This is a genomic window from Actinacidiphila sp. bgisy160, from assembly GCF_057707815.1.
This window is the reverse complement of record NZ_JBYIQW010000059.1, coordinates 30,309-45,421: the sequence shown is the minus strand read 5'-3', so window position 1 is coordinate 45,421 and position 15,113 is coordinate 30,309. Positions and strand designations below refer to the sequence as shown.

Annotated in this window: 10 protein-coding genes; 4 read left to right on the top strand and 6 right to left on the bottom strand. The window is 69.5% G+C overall.

What is annotated here, in order from left to right; genetic code table 11:
* Positions 1–255: 255 nt before the first annotated feature.
* Positions 256–1,416, bottom strand: coding sequence for a PucR family transcriptional regulator (locus AC3EUJ_RS31405; RefSeq protein ID WP_431967355.1), 1,161 nt, complete (start codon positions 1,414–1,416; stop codon positions 256–258).
* Positions 1,417–1,737: 321 nt separating this feature from the next.
* Here AC3EUJ_RS31405 and AC3EUJ_RS31400 point away from each other — a divergent pair, with 321 nt between their 5' ends.
* The 3 genes from AC3EUJ_RS31400 to AC3EUJ_RS31390 all read left to right on the top strand — a co-directional run bounded on the left by AC3EUJ_RS31400 (position 1,738) and on the right by AC3EUJ_RS31390 (position 5,424).
* The gene (locus AC3EUJ_RS31400; RefSeq protein ID WP_431967353.1) at positions 1,738–2,352 is read left to right on the top strand and encodes a TetR/AcrR family transcriptional regulator; all 615 of its coding nucleotides are present in this window, start codon (positions 1,738–1,740) and stop codon (positions 2,350–2,352) included.
* Between the two features lie 307 nt (positions 2,353–2,659).
* Positions 2,660–3,856: a sensor histidine kinase gene (locus tag AC3EUJ_RS31395; protein ID WP_431967363.1), complete on the top strand. Its 1,197-nt coding sequence runs from the start codon at positions 2,660–2,662 to the stop codon at positions 3,854–3,856.
* 218 nt (positions 3,857–4,074) lie between these two features.
* Positions 4,075–5,424, top strand: coding sequence for a sensor histidine kinase (locus AC3EUJ_RS31390; protein ID WP_431967351.1), 1,350 nt, complete (start codon positions 4,075–4,077; stop codon positions 5,422–5,424).
* Between the two features lie 18 nt (positions 5,425–5,442).
* Here the strand turns inward: AC3EUJ_RS31390 and AC3EUJ_RS31385 are convergent, their stop codons facing one another.
* Together AC3EUJ_RS31385 and AC3EUJ_RS31380 are read right to left on the bottom strand one after the other, a co-directional pair.
* A complete protein-coding gene (locus tag AC3EUJ_RS31385) occupies positions 5,443–7,536 on the bottom strand; it encodes a SpoIIE family protein phosphatase (RefSeq protein ID WP_431967349.1) in 2,094 nt (697 codons plus the stop codon).
* 170 nt (positions 7,537–7,706) lie between these two features.
* Complete coding sequence (locus AC3EUJ_RS31380) at positions 7,707–8,363, bottom strand: response regulator transcription factor (RefSeq protein WP_431967347.1); 657 nt, start codon at positions 8,361–8,363, stop codon at positions 7,707–7,709.
* A 343-nt stretch (positions 8,364–8,706) separates the two neighbouring features.
* Here AC3EUJ_RS31380 and AC3EUJ_RS31375 point away from each other — a divergent pair, with 343 nt between their 5' ends.
* A complete protein-coding gene (locus AC3EUJ_RS31375; RefSeq protein WP_431967345.1) occupies positions 8,707–9,534 on the top strand; it encodes a DUF3152 domain-containing protein in 828 nt (275 codons plus the stop codon).
* A gap of 98 nt (positions 9,535–9,632) precedes the next feature.
* On the opposite strand, the gene AC3EUJ_RS31370 is transcribed toward AC3EUJ_RS31375, so the two are convergent.
* The 3 genes from AC3EUJ_RS31370 to AC3EUJ_RS31360 all read right to left on the bottom strand — a co-directional run bounded on the left by AC3EUJ_RS31370 (position 9,633) and on the right by AC3EUJ_RS31360 (position 14,170).
* Positions 9,633–10,034, bottom strand: coding sequence for a tautomerase family protein (locus tag AC3EUJ_RS31370; RefSeq protein ID WP_431967343.1), 402 nt, complete (start codon positions 10,032–10,034; stop codon positions 9,633–9,635).
* Positions 10,035–10,113: 79 nt separating this feature from the next.
* On the bottom strand, positions 10,114–10,902 hold the full coding sequence (locus AC3EUJ_RS31365; RefSeq protein WP_431967341.1) for an acetoacetate decarboxylase family protein: 789 nt from the start codon (positions 10,900–10,902) through the stop codon (positions 10,114–10,116).
* Positions 10,903–11,203: 301 nt separating this feature from the next.
* Complete coding sequence (locus AC3EUJ_RS31360) at positions 11,204–14,170, bottom strand: FAD-binding and (Fe-S)-binding domain-containing protein (RefSeq protein ID WP_431967339.1); 2,967 nt, start codon at positions 14,168–14,170, stop codon at positions 11,204–11,206.
* Positions 14,171–15,113 lie beyond the last annotated feature (943 nt).

The following is a 15,113-nucleotide window of genomic DNA, read 5'->3' as shown; positions in this document are numbered from 1 at the left end:
ATGGGCTCGCCATGAAACGTGCAGCATCGACGGCATGGTCGCGAGGCTGAGGGGCTGCGCGTTTCACGCGCCGCCCGACGTTGACTGAGAGCAAGGTCGGGCCTTCCGAGGACAGCGGGACGCGAACGGCGGACCGACCACCGGAAATCCCGACGCGCGCACCCTCCGCGAGTGCGCGCGTTTCCTGGCGCACTTCGCCCGTACCCAAGCACGACCGATGTGAGCAGGACGTGAGCGATGCTCGAAGTGCCCAGCTCAGGGGGTGCGAGCCGCCGGATCGGGGCCCGGGTTCTCCGGCGGGTACAGCACGATGGCGGCGAGGGAGCGGGCCAGCCCCTCCCAGCATCGAGGGTCCCAGCCCGTGAGGTGGTGCCAGCGATCCAGCCGGTAGGACACGGTGTTGGGGTGCAGATGCAGGACCGCGGCACTCGCGCTGATCGAGAAGCCGTTGTGCGCGAAGGCCAGGACGGCCTCGGCGAGGCGTGGGTGGCTGCGCGGCACCGTGGAGCGCACGAGGGGGGCCAGCCGATCACGCTGGGGCAGGAGGGTGGCGATGAGCCACTTGTCGTCGAAGGAAACGGTGCACCCCCGTTCCCGGGCGACCACGAGTGCCCGTTCCGCGTCGCCGATGCTCTCCGCGGCACCCGCAAGTCCGGCCCTGGGCATGCCGATCCCGGCCACCGGGTCGACTCCCGCGGGCAGCAATTCGCCGGCGTCCGCGATGATCACGCCTTGCGCCAGGATGACGACGCGCTCGCCGTGGATCACAGCGTGCAGCGTGCCGCCGTCCGCGTGCAGCTTCCGCCGCAAAAGGTCGAAATGGGTGTCGGACCAGGCTTCGACGGGTGCGCACACGGCCTGGAAGGAGGCGTAGGGGTCGAAGTCCAGAGCCCGCGCCATGCACAACCCGTCCTCGCCCTGCGCGCCGTCGGCGTAGAGGGCCCCGATGAATCGGTGCCGAAGTTCGACGAGAGCCGTTTCCCTGCCCCGGCTCGTCTCGGTGTAGCCCTCGGCCACAGCGCCGCACATGTGCTGCACCCATGCCCAGGCCTGGTCCACCAGTTCCAGCAGGGCGAGCAGGGCCGCCGCATTCCTGTTGCGGGCCTCGCGGCGCAGCATGCCCCACAGATGCCGGTAGCCGATGTGGAAGCCAGTGATGACGGCTTCCATGGGAACGAACTGCCGGGCCCGCCTTCGTCCGAGTTCTCGGGCAGCCTCGATCTCGCGTCCGGTGGGCGGTCGCCTCTCCTGGAGCGAGGCGAGGAATGCCTGGTACTGCTCCAGCACCGCCTTCTCGTGGTCGGCGCGTGGCATCGCTTCGAACGATCCGACCTGGCCGCGGATGTCGTCCACGACGGCAGGCACCAGATCACCGATCTCCCGAGTTGCCCATCGGTAGAGCGAGGAGAGCTCCACGGCAACGGCATCATCAGTGCTCGGGAGATCCGCTTGTCGTGCGCTCACGAGAATCCTGGCCCTTCGAACGGATGACGATTTCCACCGTACCTCAGCACGTCATGCCTCCTCCCCGGTGCGCAGTCGCGTGATCCGTCTCTGATTCCGTGCAGGAATTCATTCGGCCGGGCCTCCTCCGCGCTGCGATCGCATATCCGGAAAACGCGTCGGCCACGAAGGGAAACCCTCCGCCCGGCCCGGGTCCCGAGCCCGGTCGGCACGTGTCCCGGCAGCGCGGCACCATGCCTTGACGCCGAACAAAACGATACGTATCGTTTTGGCATGGCACTGGAATTCTCCTCGGGACCGCCGACCGGTGGGCCGCGGTCCGCAGCGAAGATCCTCGACGCGGCGCGGGATGTCCTGTCGGCACAGGGCTACCCGGCACTGACCATCGAAGCCGTCGCGGCCGCCGCCGGCGTCGGCAAGTCGACCATCTACCGCTGGTGGCCGAACAAGGAAGCCCTCGTCGCCGACGCCCTCGCCGAGATCTTCCGGGCCGAGGAGATCCCCGACGTCGGCGACACCCACGCCGAACTGCGCCACGCCGTCGACATGACCATCGACAACTACACCAACGAGGACATCGCGGCCTCACTGCCCGCCCTCGCCGCGGGCCTCCTCCCCCACCCCGAACTCATGACCCGTTTCCGCGAGACCTTCCTCCGCCGCAAACGCGAGAACATCGCCGCCGCGCTACGCCGCGGCATGCGCCGCGGCGACCTCCCCGGCGACCTCGACACCGACCTCGTCCAGGACATCTGGGCCGGCACCATCCTCTACCGGCGCCTCATGACCGACACGCCCACCGACACCGCCCTTGCCGAGCACCTCACCAGGCTCGTCACCGAAAACGGCTCCCACTTCGCGCTCCGCGCGGCCGAGCCCTCCGCGTGAACCCGGCACCCGCCGCCCCGGCCGCGGCGATCAATGAGTCGGGGTGGGCTCCTGTGATTTCCACAAGGATGCCGGCCTGGATTCTTCGGTCTTCCCTCTACCCCCGTGACGGGAGATGCGAAAAAATGGGGACGAAGCCTTTTCCATCCCGGCTGAAAGCGACCGCATTTCACTGACGGCCGGGCCCTCGATCCGCGGACGGAATCGAATGCGGATGGGCGGGCCAGAGAAGTCGAACCGGGAGCCAGTGAATGCCCCCCCTGCCCCGTAGCCTGAAGGCCGGCGTCGCGGGCCGGAAATCGTGAGCATGGTCATCCGCCGGCTCGCCGAGCACTGGGGGAGCTTGCGCCTCCGGCTGACCGGCATATTCGGCGTGATGTTCTTCCTGGCCGTCGCCGTGGTGCTGGGTGTCACCGTGCTGCTGGTCTACCGCTTCCGCCAGACCCACCCCGGAGCGTCCTTCCCTTCCTACGTGAAGATGCGTCCACCTCTCACTCCGCAGCAGCAAGCGCAGTTCCAGGAACAGGCCAGGTGGCTCGCGGCTGCCCAAAGCACGGACACGCGTGCCGACATGTTGTGGATGCTGAAATGGGGATCGCTCGTAGCCACGGCCGTGGGAGGCGCGGCCACTGCGGCAGGCTGGGTGGCGGCCGGCCGGCTGCTGCGGCCGCTGACGCAGATCACCGGAACGGCCGAACGCGTCGCCGAAGGGACCCTGCACCAGAGGATCGCCCTGAAGGCCGGGCCGGGCGAGGTCAAGAGGCTGGCGGACTCCTTCGACCGGATGCTGGCGAGACTCGACGAATCCTTCGCCGGCCAGGGCCGCTTCATCGCCAACGCGGCACACGAACTCAAGACCCCGCTCGTCATCAACCGCACCCTCGTCGAAGTCGCCATGAACCGGCGCGACGTTCCTGTGGAGACGCGTCACCTGGCCGAGGACCTGCTCGCGGTCAACGCTCGCCACGAGCGGCTGATCGACGCCTTGCTGGCCCTGGCCCGCTCCGAGAACGGCACCGTGGACCGCCTGCCGACCGACCTGGCCGAGGCGGCCGCCTCGGTCGTCGCGGCCTCGGCGCAGGCGGCCGAACAGGCCGCGGTGACGGTCCGAACGGATCTGCGTCCCGCGCCACTCCGCGGAGACCCGCTCCTGCTGGAGCAAGTGGCCCGGAACCTGGTCGACAACGCCATCCGCTACAACGTTCACGGCGGCGCGGTCGGCGTCCTCACGGCACAGGTTGCCGGCGAAGTGCGCCTCACCGTCACCAACACAGGGCCCGTCGTCGCCGCGCATGAGGTACCCGTCCTGTTCCAGCCCTTCCGCCGGCTGACCGACCGGGTCGGCGACGAGGCCAGGGGCAGTGGTCTGGGCCTGTCGATCGTCCGGGCCGTCGCCCACGCCCACGGCGGAGACGTCGATGCCGTACCTCGTCCGGGCGGCGGCGTCACCGTGACGGTCACCCTGCCCACCCCGGTCCCGGGCAGCGCAACGCCCACAAGATGACGCCGCCGAACGTCGGTCTTGACCAGGACCGCCTCGTCCTTTGATGGCCGGGAGGCAGCGTCCTTCAACGGCACTTTCAAGGAAGTCCTGGTCACGCTGCTGCCGGCATACCAGCAGCAGGCCGGTGAGCAGCCCGTGAGCACTCGCGCTCACCCCCAGCTCACGCCCGGTCCGGACACTGGGCGTAGCAACATCGCTGAGTGGAGGAAGGTGGACGGATGGGTGTGGGGGCGGCAGTGCGGAAGTTCGTCCCGGTCGGCTTGCCGCGTTCGCCGGGCCTGAACCAGCGGATGTCCGTTCATGACGGCGGCCGGGTTCCGCGGGCGGAGGCGGACCACCCGAAGCGCCGCGGTCACCGGTGCTGGACCCGGCGAGCGCCGGCCTCACCGTTCCTGTGGATCGCCGCTCACCGCGGCAGCCTGCGCCTGCAACTGACCGCCGTCTTCGGCTTGATGTTCTTCCTCGCCGCCTCGGCCGTACTCGCGGCCACCGTGCTGCTTGTCGTCCGCTACCTGCATTGGGACAGACAAGTGGTGGCGCCCGAAGCGCATCCGAAGATCTATTCGGTGGTGGCGCCGGAGCACAGAGGTGCGTTCAAGGAGCTGTCGAACGAAGACCGTTCCGTTGATCCGGTCCTCCTGCACAGTGATGTGTGGTGGTTGCTGAAGTGGGGGTCGCTGGTCGTCGTCATCGTCGGCATCACGGCCACAGCGGCCGGCTGGTGGGTGGCCGGACGGCTTCTCCGACCGCTCACGAAGATCACGCGAACCGCCGAGCGGGTGGCCGGGAGCACGCTGCACCAGCGCATCTCCCTCGAAGCGCCGCCCGGCGAGGTCAAGACTCTCGCCGACTCCTTCGACCACATGCTGGAACGTCTGGACGAGTCGTTCGCCGGTCAGGGCCGCTTCATCGCCAATGCCGCGCACGAGTTGAAGACGCCGCTCGCGCTCAACCGCACACTCGTGGAAGTGGCCATGAACCGCCGCGACGCCACGGCGTCCCTACGCCACCTCGGTGAGGACCTGTTGAGGGTCAACGCTCGCCAAGAGCGCCTCATCGACGCCCTCCTCGCGCTCGCCCGCTCGGACAGCGGCACCGTGGAGCGCCTGCCCACCGACCTTCGCCTCGTCGCCGAAACGGTCCTCGACGCCTCCGCGGCAGCGGCACGAGAAGCCGGGATCGCCCTGCGCGGCGATCTCGATGTCGCGCCGCTACAAGGGGATCCCACCTTGCTGGAGCAGCTCGCGCGGAACCTCGTCGACAACGCCATCCGCTACAACCATCACGGCGGTACCGTCCGCGTCATCACCCGGTTCAGCCCCGAAGCAGCCGTGCTGACCGTCACCAACACCGGGCCCTCGATCGCCCCGCACGAGGTGCCCACTCTCTTCCAGCCCTTCCGCAGGCTCACCGACCGCGTCGGTTCCGCCAAGGGAAGCGGCCTGGGCCTGTCCATCGTCCAGGCGATCGCCCACACCCACGGCGGCGAAGCCGAAGCCACCCCACGCCCCGAGGGCGGCCTGACCATCAGCGTCACACTCCCCCACCGAGGAGCCCGGCCCCGGTAGGGGCACCGAACGCTGTCGTCACGCGGCCGTCAGCGTCTGCTCGGCCCAGATCGTCTTGCCCACGTCCTCATAGCGCATGCCCCAGCGGTCGGCGAGGGACGCGACGAGGAACACGCCGCGCCCGCCCTCGTCCTGCAGGCGGGCATGACGCAGACGCGGGGTCGTATTGGCGTCGTCCGCGACCTCCACGGTCAGCACACGGTCGCGTATGAGGCGGAGCCTGATGGGCCCCTCGGCATGCTCGATCACATTGGTGGCGAGTTCGCTGACGATCAGTTCCGTGACGGGGGCGCACTCCTCCAGCCCCCACTGCGCCAGCCGGTCCCGTGCGGCCCGGCGCGCCTCGCGCACGGAGATCGCTCGGGCGGGGAGGGTCCAGGAAGCGACACTGCCGTCGCCGACGGACCGGGTTCTGGCCACCAGCAGCGCCGCACCGTCCTGGGGAGTGCTGCCACGGAGGACCTGGTACGACACCTGGTCGCAAATGTCGTCCGGAGCCGCGAGGGGGTGGGCCACCGCGGCTCGGAGCCGGTCGACGCGGTCCCTGGCCTCCGACGGATGGCGATCGGCGCTCCCGTCCGAGTACAGCGCCAGGAGACTGCCCGGCGCCAGCTCCGCACTGACGACCTCGTGCGGCTCGCCCTTGCCGAGAGTCGCGCCGCGCGGCACGTCGAGCGTCCCTACGCCGCCCTCGGGACTGGTGACGAGTGGGCTGTCGTGACCGGCGGACGCAGCCGTACAACGGCAGGTGACCGGGTCGTACGTCATGTACAGGCAGGTCGCGGTGAACGGCGGCCGTGCACGGTGGAGGGTGGCCGGGTCCGCTTCCTGCTCGCCGGCCAGTCGCTGGGCGACATCGTCGAGATGAGCCAGCAGCTCATTCGCCGGCAGGTCCATCGCGGCCAGGGTGGAGGCCGCCGTCCGCAGTCGCGCCATGGCGACGGACGCCTGCAGGTCCTCTCCCGGCACATATCCGATGGTCAGACCCACACGGCAGCTCGACAGCGGGAGCACCTCGAACCAGTGAGCGCCGTAACGGCCGACCCGGTAGCAATGGGAGGCTTCGACGGCGGAGAGCTGGGGCGTCTGGCGGGGCAGCAGGGTGCGTTGCAGAGCCGTCGCGACCACGTGCTCCCGGGTGAAGCGACGTGCGTTGTCGATGCAGACCGCCGTGCAGGAGGCGAGCTGCGTCGCCAGCGACAGATCGTCGTCGCCGAACGGCTCGGGGTTGGAGCGGGTCCGGTAGAAGCTGGCCAGACCCAGGACCAGGCCGTGCACGGTGAGCGGTGCCACGATCATCGAGTGCGCCCCGGACCGGACGATGAACTCGGCCCGCATGCGGTCGTGCACCAGCCAGGCGCCCGAATTCGTCGCCAAGTCGACCAGCCGCGGCCGCAGGTCCGCCAGGGCCCGCGTGTAGGGCGTGTGGGACGTGAACTGGCTGGTGCCGCCCACCGGATAGACCCCGTAATACCCCTCGTGAGAGGAGAAGGCGGCACGCCGCATCGGGAGGTGTGCCGTGACGGGCGCTATGGGGGCGTCGCCGTCGGACACGGCCTCCGCCAAGTCGACGGTGACGGCGTCGGCGAAGGCCGGAACCGCCATGTCGGCGAGTTCCTGGGCCGTACGAGGTGCGTCGAGCGTGGTGCCGATCCTGGACCGGGCCAAGGCCATCAGGTCCGTCGCCCTCTGCTTGCGGACCTGCTCGGTCACATCGCGGACCATCGCCGCGACGGCGCCCGGTTTATGGCCGTCGCGTCGCAGGGGGTAACCGGTGACGGAGTACACGTGCTGATGCTGCGGGTCGTCGGCCGGGACCGCGGCGACCGTGCGTTCCCGGACCACTTCCCGGGTGTCCAGAACCTCACGCATGATCGGCGACAGAGGGATCCGGCCGTCCAGATCACCCAGGCTGGCTCCGACCACTTGCGCCTCAGGCATGCCCCGCAAGGCCAGGAAGACGGCGTTGGAGCGCAGAACCCGCAGATCCGGACCGTACACCTCAAGGCCTGTCTGGGCCCTCCTGAACAGTTCCCTCTCGAAGGTCTCCGCTTTCTCTCCCGGAGGCACCTTCGGGAAACCCGGTTCGGCGTGTCGATGTCCACGAGGCATGACCGACCTCATCTTTCCTCGGCATCGCCAGTAAACCCGCCTCCGGACCGATGGGCCAACCGGGCGCGGTGGCGCACGGCGTCCAGTGCGGGCGCAGGTGGCCGGAGGGTGCGCTCGTCCCCGGTCGCCGACGGCCGCGGAGGCATCGCGGGGCAGCGGTGCCCCCCGGCTCAGCGGATGCGGTACCCCACTCCGGTGACGGTCTCCACGACGCCCGGCTCGCCGAGCTTGCGCCGCAGGCTGCGCATGGTGACCCGCACGATCGTGGTGAAGGGGTCGATGTTCTCGTCCCACACCCGTTCCAGCAACTGCTCCGCCGAGACCGGCCCGCCCTGCGCCCGGAGCAGTTCCTCCAGGACCGCGAACTCCTTCCTCGACAGCGGTACGAAGCGGCCGTCGCGGGAGGTCTCACGCAGGTGCGGGTCGAGGCGGATTCCCGCACGCTCCAGAACCAGCGGGGCCGGTGGCCGCACCCTGCGGCCCAGCGTCCTGATCCGGGCCACCAGCTCGGCGAACGCGAAGGGCTTGACCAGGTAGTCGTCCGCCCCCAGGCGCAGCCCGGCAACGCGTTCGGCGACCGTCGTCGAGACGGTCAGCATGAGGATCTTGACCTCGGCCCCCGCGGAGGCGGTGCGTCGGCACACTTCGTCGCCGTGCAGCTTCGGAAGGTCCCGGTCGAGCACCATCACGTCGTAGTCGTTGACCGCCAGCCGCTCCAGAGCCGCCTCACCGTCATGGACGACATCCACCGCGAACGCCTCCTGCCGCAGACCCTCGGCGATGGCACCCGCGAGCAGTTCTTCGTCCTCCACGACCAGCACCCGCACCTTGCGTCTCTCCCATCAGCCGTTTCTGCGCCGTCCGCCGGGCAGCAGCCATCTCGTCATGTCCGCGCCGAAGGCGCCCGTTCAGCCTCACCGGCAGCGGCACGAAACCGGCCCGTCCTTCGCTGGACCGCGGGCCGGACGACCGAGCTGCCAGGGCGTACGCGGGCCTCCGCGATGCGTCCGGGTTCGCCGCCGCTTCATCCCCTGCCCGGAGCGGGAAGGTGGCGTGGGGGCCGGCAGCGGTTCCGGCGCTTTCTTGCCAACTATGCATCGCGCCGCGTGAGGACAGCGTGAGTCGCGGTGCTCACCGCTGTTTCACCGGAGGCGTTGTGTAGTCCGAGGCATGAAGCACCGTCGCCGCAAACACCGCCGGGCAAGGAGGCGGCGCAGGGTTCTTGTCATTCCCTGCCTCGCGATCCTGGGAGTGTGCCTCGCGGGGGTGTTCGCCGTCACAAGGCAGGACACACCGGAGCCGGCCGTGCCCGCCGCGCACAAGAGCCGTCCCTCGCCGACCACGCCCGCCTCGACGCCTCCACAGGACTCAAGCCCCTCGACGACACCGCCGAGTCCCCGGCGCAGTCCGTCGCCCCCGCCGGCTCCACGCGTGCCGCAGCACGGGGCCGGCACGTTCACCTCCGCCGCCGGCTCATCGGAGGCCGTCGGGCACGGCAGAACCCTGCGGTACGTCGTACAGACCGAGGACGGCAGCGAACTGACCGCGGCGTCCGTGGCCGACGAGGTCGAACGCATACTGGCCGACAGCCGGGGCTGGACGAGGAGCGGCGTGGCATTCCGGCGTGTGGAGGGGCCGCCGTACGACTTCCGGGTCCGTGCGGCGACCCCGGACACCGCGGATGCCCTGTGCGCCGCCTATGGCCTGGACACCCAGGGTGAGCTGAATTGCAACGTCGCCCAGACCGTCGTGGTGAACATCAAGCGCTGGATCCTGCTCAGCCCCCAGTACGAGGGCCGGCCGGCCGATTATCACGCGATGATCATCAACCATGAGGTGGGTCACTTCCTCGGGCGTGGACACCGGGGATGTCCTGGACCGGGCATGCCGGCCCCCGTGATGATGCAGCAGATCAAGGGGCTGCACGGATGTATCGCGAACCCATGGCCCTACGACGACCAGGGCGACCTGATCACCGGGCCGCCCGTGCCCCCCTGACCCGGAAGCGGCCGAACGGTCCTGCCCCTCGTGAGCATGAGCTGTGGCCCGCGGAATCGACGATGCGCACGTCGGGAACTCGCGCGGAGCATGCGCCGCTACGCCTCCCGCCGGCCCAGCCATTCCTTCTCGTGGCCGGGGTCCGGCAGGACATGGCCGCCTTCGACCGCGGACCGCGCGGGGCTGTCCTGGATCACCACCAGAACGCGGCGCTCGGCGATCCCGGTGACGCGGGAGGCGGCCGCCGACAGTTCAAGCGCCAGGCGGGTGGTCTCCTCCTGCGGGTGGCCACGCCGGGCCCATCCGGTGATCAGCAACGGCGCTCCGGGCTCTCCGCCGACGTAGACGCTGTCCCGGGGCAGTTCGGTGAAGACCACGTTGACGTAGGCGGGCGGCACATGGTTGATCTCCGAGTGGATCCGGGTGATCTCTCCGGCCAGTTCCCCTTTGGTCGCGACTTCCAGCGTCCCCTGAGCGGTGGTGCAGGTGTAGATGGGCACGTCGGCTCCTGAAGTGTGAGGCCTACGGGCATGCCCCTCGATGCGAGGGGCATGGCTGGGTCGTCGGGTGGGGTGGGGCTCAGTCGGTCAGGGTGGTGAGGTCGGTGACCGTGTAGGCGAGGTCGAAGTGGAAGCCCTTGCCAGTGCGGCGGACGGGGAGGTCGGCGAGTTCTTCGCCGTGGGCGGGAAGGAAGGTGAGGTCGGCGGTGCCGGCCCAGGCGTCGCTGACGGCGGGGTTGTCCAGGACGGCCATGACGAGTTCGTGGACGGCGGGCTTGTCGTGCTGTCCGGCGGTCAGGTTGGGGAAGTGCCGGAGGTTGATCAGGGGGCGGCCCATGAGTGCGGTGGGGTCGGGGACGGGCTGCTGGAGGGTGACGGTGGCTTCGGCGATGCGCTGTCCGGCGGAGGATGCGGTGGCGGCGAATTGCCCGCCGGGGCCGAGGACGGGGGTGCCGGGGCCGCCGACCGAGTAGGCGCGGGTCTGGTGGACGGCGCCGAGCTTCTTGGGGAAGCCCTGGACCCAGCCGCGGGCCATGGCGGAGTCGTTGTCGACGTAGATGTACGGGCACCAGGAGACGGGGGTGCCCTTGTGGTGGGCGTCAAGGGTGATGAAGAACTCCCGGTACTGGGAGCGCGCGGGGTCGAGGTACTCCATGTTGGTGGAGGAGTACTGCCAGTCGATGAACATCGCGACGCCGCGGCCGGCGGAGTCCGGGTCCGGGGTCAGTCCCTCGGGCAGGGTCGCCGCGGCCGCGTCGGGGTCGGTGAAGAACTCGACGGCGACCACGGTGCCGGCGTAGTGCCACGGCGGGGCAGGCGCCAGGTTCGCGATGCCGCGGGGCGAGAGGGGGACGGTGTAGCCCTTCATCACACGCACTCCTTCACAAGAGAACCAATCAAAACGATACGTATCGTTTCGTTCGACTGGTACGACCGTAGCAGACGTTGATCGGGAAACAAAACGATACGTATCGTTTTGCCAATGTGCTCGTCATCCCTTCCGGTTCGGCGGCCGGTGAGCTGCGGTCTGCTTCAAAGATCCTCGACGCGGCGTGCGATGTCCTGTCGGCACAGGGCCGCCCGGCACTGACCAGCCGGTGACCGAACACGGAAGCCCTCATCGCCGCAGCCCTCGCCGAGATCTTCCGGGTTCCGGCGACCTCCTGCAGCTACGCGTCCGGGCTGCAAGACCCGTTGCCCACCGCGCCAGTCGGGGGGCGGGTCAGTTCTTCCAGAAGGAAGACGAAGGACTCGTACGGGCGGCCGGTCGCGTGGCGCAGCCCCATCTCGCAGGTGCGGTTGGCCGACAGGTAGGCATCCGCGGGGGTCTCGTCCAGGACGGCTTTCTCGTCCCGCGTCGCGGACCGGACCAGTTCCGGGTGGAGGAGTCCCCGGTCGCCGGCCGTGCCGCAGCAGGTGGTGCCGACCGGTACAAGGACCTCGGCGGCGAGTTGTCCCGCGATGACTTCCAGCGTCTTGCTCAGCCCCAGATGCGCTGTCGAACAGGTTGGGTGCAGCGCCACGCGGTTCACCCGTCTGGTGATGGTCAGGTGCGGCAGCAGGTCGGCGCACCAGGTGATCGCGTCGAGAAGAGTGATGCGTTCCAGTCGGGCGCGGTGTTCGTCGTCGAGGTAGTTCTTGACGTCGTCGAGCAGGCCGTTGGTGCATGAGGCGGCGTCGATGACCACGGGCAGGGCGCCGTGCCCACTCCAGGACCACAGGGCGTCGCAGGTGGTCGCGGCCATCCATTCGTGGCCGCGCGTGTAGCCCTTGCTGCTCCACGGTGTGGAGCAGCACTTGCCTGCCACGTCGTCGGGGATCCACAGCGGCTTGGAGGCACGTGCCGAGACCTCGACGAACGCCTGCTGCAGGGACGGATGCCGTGGCTTCCCTGGGTCACGGCCGAAGATGCGGTTGACACAGGCCGGGAAGTACACCGCCGCCGCGCCGTCGCGGGAAGTGTCGGGTGGTTTGCTCGCCGCGCCGCGCGGCATCGGTCCGGGGATCGCCGGCATGAGGTCGTTGCTGATCGCGAGCCGTGCGCCGGCCGTCAGTCCGGTGAGTGCTTTCGCGCCCACGGCTCGCTGGACGATGCCGGCGGCGCCCATGGCAATGCGGGCGATTCCCTCCACCGTTGCCCAGCGCTTGGCGATCTCCAGGGCGGCCTTCTCGCGGTGTTCCGTCGATTCGTCCCGCCGGAAATCCTTGATCAACGCGCCGGTGTTGATATGTACGGGGCAAGGGAGCGCACAGGTGCCGTCGACGGCGCAGGTCTCGATGCCGTCGTACTCGTATTCCGCCTGCAACTGAGCCAGCAGCGGCGATCCTGCCGGTTGTCGCGCCATTTCCCGGCGCAGGACGATGCGCTGGCGGGGAGTGGTGGTGACGTTCCGGCTGGGGCAGGCGGCCTCGCAGTACCCGCACTCGATGCAGTGGGTCGCGACGTCCTCGATGTCGGGCGTCGACTTGAAGGACTTCAGGTGGATGTTGTCGTCGCGGGTGAGGACGACGTTGGGGGCGAGTACGCCGTGCGGATCGGCGAGTTCCTTGATCCGCCACATGATCTCGGTGGCCTTGTCACCCCATTCGTGGCGGACGAACGGCGCCATGTTGATCCCGGTGCCGTGCTCCGCCTTGAGCGACCCGTCGTACTTGTCGATGACCAGTGCCACGAGGTCGGACATAAAGGCGGCGTACCTGTCGCGGTCGGCGGGATCGGCCAGCTTGGGGGTCAGGGTGAAGTGCAGATTGCCGTATGCGGCGTGGCCTGCGACGCCCGGCAGAAAGCCGTGCTTGGTCAGGAGAGAGTGCAGATCGCCTGCCCCTTCGGCGATCCGGGCGGGCGGGAAGCAGACGTCCTCGTTGACCACCGCGGCGCCGGACGGACGCAGTTGGCCGACGATGCCGAGCAGGCCCTCGCGGATGCGCCAATCCAGTTCGATGAGTTCCTGGTCGCGGGTGAAGTCCAGCGGGTGCAACAGGTTCGCGTCCACGACGAGCTCCGCGACGCGGGCTTCGACTTCGTCGAGGCCGGCCGGGTCCTCGGAGGCGAACTCGACGAGAAGCGCCGCCGCGCCCGGATCGAGGGTCTTCCAGTATTCGGGTGTGTGGGGGAAGGCCTGGGCGGCGGCGGTGAGGGCGGGCGCGACCATGAGTTCGACGGCTTCGGCGCCGAGACCGACCAGGCTGGGGACGAGAGCGACCGCTTCGTCGACCGACGGGAGCGCGATCCAGGTGACCGTGGTCGCGGTGGGGGCCGGGAGGGTGTCGATCACCGCCTCGGCGATGAACGCGAGGGTGCCTTCGGAACCGATGATCAGGCGCCGGAAGATCTCGAGCGGGGTGTCGGCATCGAGCAGCGCCGCAAGGGTGTAACCGGTGGTGTTGCGTATGGTGAACTTGCGGCGCACGCGGGCGGTGAGCTCGCTGTCGGCAAGCAGGTGCTCCCGCAACTCGGCAAGGCCGGCCGCCAGCCGGGGTTCCGCTGCGGCGAAGCGCTCCTCGGCGTCGGGTGCGGCGGTGTCGATGACGGTCCCGGACGGCAGCACCAAGGTCATCGACGCCACGGTGTGGTAGGCGTTGCGCTCGGGGGTGCAGCGCATTCCCCCCGCGTTGTTGGCGAGCACTCCGCCGATCGTGGCGACGTCCGAGGAGGCCGGATCCGGGCCGAGGCGTCGACCGTGGCTGCGAAGTACCGCCGCCGCGTGGCCGAGGATGGTGCCCGGCCGCGCTCGCAAGCGCGCGCCGCCGTCCTCGACGGCCATCCCGTTCCAGTGCCGGCGCACGTCCATGAGGATGTCATCGGACTGGGCTTGGCCGTTGAGGCTGGTCCCGCCGGCACGGAATGTCGCGTGCCGCCCGCTCCTGCGGCAGTAGCCGAGCACTTTCTGGACGTCGTGCACGTCGCGTGGCAGGACGACGACCTGGGGCAGGTAGCGATAAGGGCTGGCGTCCGAGGCGTAGCGCACGAGGTCCGAAATGCGGTGCAGCACTTGGTCCTCGCCGAGCAGCGCGACGAGGTCGTTCTTGAGTTCGTGAGGTGTCCCGCCCGCGTGAGCGGTGTCGATCGCATCCGCCTCTGGCAGACCCGACGGGCGGCCGACCGCGGAAACGCGGGGACTGAGCAACTTCTTCACGGTGCCGACCTCTCCGCCACGGCACCGGTGGCGGTACACACGGCTTCTTGCGAAACGGTGCACTCGGCGGGGCTCACGGTCTGTGGAGTTCACTGTGGCAACCCGAAAGACCGTGAGCGGGCCGACCGAACTCGGCTCCCGCGCGTCTCACCCTGGCCGGCGCCGGGGGACCACAGACCCTGGTATCGCGCCCTGATCACACAGTGGCAAGTCGTAGTCGAAGCGGACTTCAGACGATTTTACCGCGGCCATGCGGCGCGCGCCCGGTGACGTCGCGTGGCTTGCGCTTGCGCTTCCAGGGCCTTGAGGGGCGGCGGTGAGTGCCCGGTCGGCGGCCACCCATGCGGCGGCCGGCACGTCCCGGCGCACGAAGCTCGCCGCAATTACCTGGTGGTCCCGGCCCAGGCGTTTTCTCCAAGCGGCCCGCTCCGCCCGCACTCGGCTTCCGAGTGGTGAAGTGCTGGGCCTCACATGGGAGAACGTGAACCTTGATGCTGGAGCGATCACGATGCAGCCCCAACTCCAGCGTATCCAGCGCCGCCTGGCACACGACGAGACCAAGACCGAGGCGTCGACGGCGACCCAGCCGCTGCCGCAGATCTGCGTCGCAGCCCTACAGTTCCGCCGGAACGAACGGGGAAGCCGCCGGCGTGCCGCCGGGGAGCCGGCGAGGGCCACGTCGAGGGCGGTCAGGACCCGCGTGGTTCCCCCGGTGGCGCGGCCGATCCCGCAAGCCGAACGGCTGCGGCCCCTTCCCAAGAAGGACCTGCCGCGGATCTGCCCATAAGCCCACGATCACCGTCCAACCCGGCGCCCTCGGCAAGCTCGACAAGTTCCCGCCAGGACCGGCACTGCCTCCACCCCACCTGACACGACGCCTACCGGCCGGAGCGAGCGAACACTGCACGGCCGCCCGACGCGGCTGGCCTGCCGCCGCCCACGG

Excerpts from the sequence above, each read along its gene's own strand:
- AC3EUJ_RS31400 (WP_431967353.1), top strand. The coding sequence starts at position 1,738 with ATGGCACTGGAATTCTCCTCGGGACCGCCGACCGGTGGGCCGCGGTCC.
- AC3EUJ_RS31395 (WP_431967363.1), top strand. The coding sequence starts at position 2,660 with ATGGTCATCCGCCGGCTCGCCGAGCACTGGGGGAGCTTGCGCCTCCGG.
- AC3EUJ_RS31390 (WP_431967351.1), top strand. The coding sequence starts at position 4,075 with ATGGGTGTGGGGGCGGCAGTGCGGAAGTTCGTCCCGGTCGGCTTGCCG.
- AC3EUJ_RS31385 (WP_431967349.1), bottom strand. The coding sequence starts at position 7,536 with ATGCCTCGTGGACATCGACACGCCGAACCGGGTTTCCCGAAGGTGCCT.
- AC3EUJ_RS31375 (WP_431967345.1), top strand. The coding sequence starts at position 8,707 with ATGAAGCACCGTCGCCGCAAACACCGCCGGGCAAGGAGGCGGCGCAGG.
- AC3EUJ_RS31365 (WP_431967341.1), bottom strand. The coding sequence starts at position 10,902 with ATGAAGGGCTACACCGTCCCCCTCTCGCCCCGCGGCATCGCGAACCTG.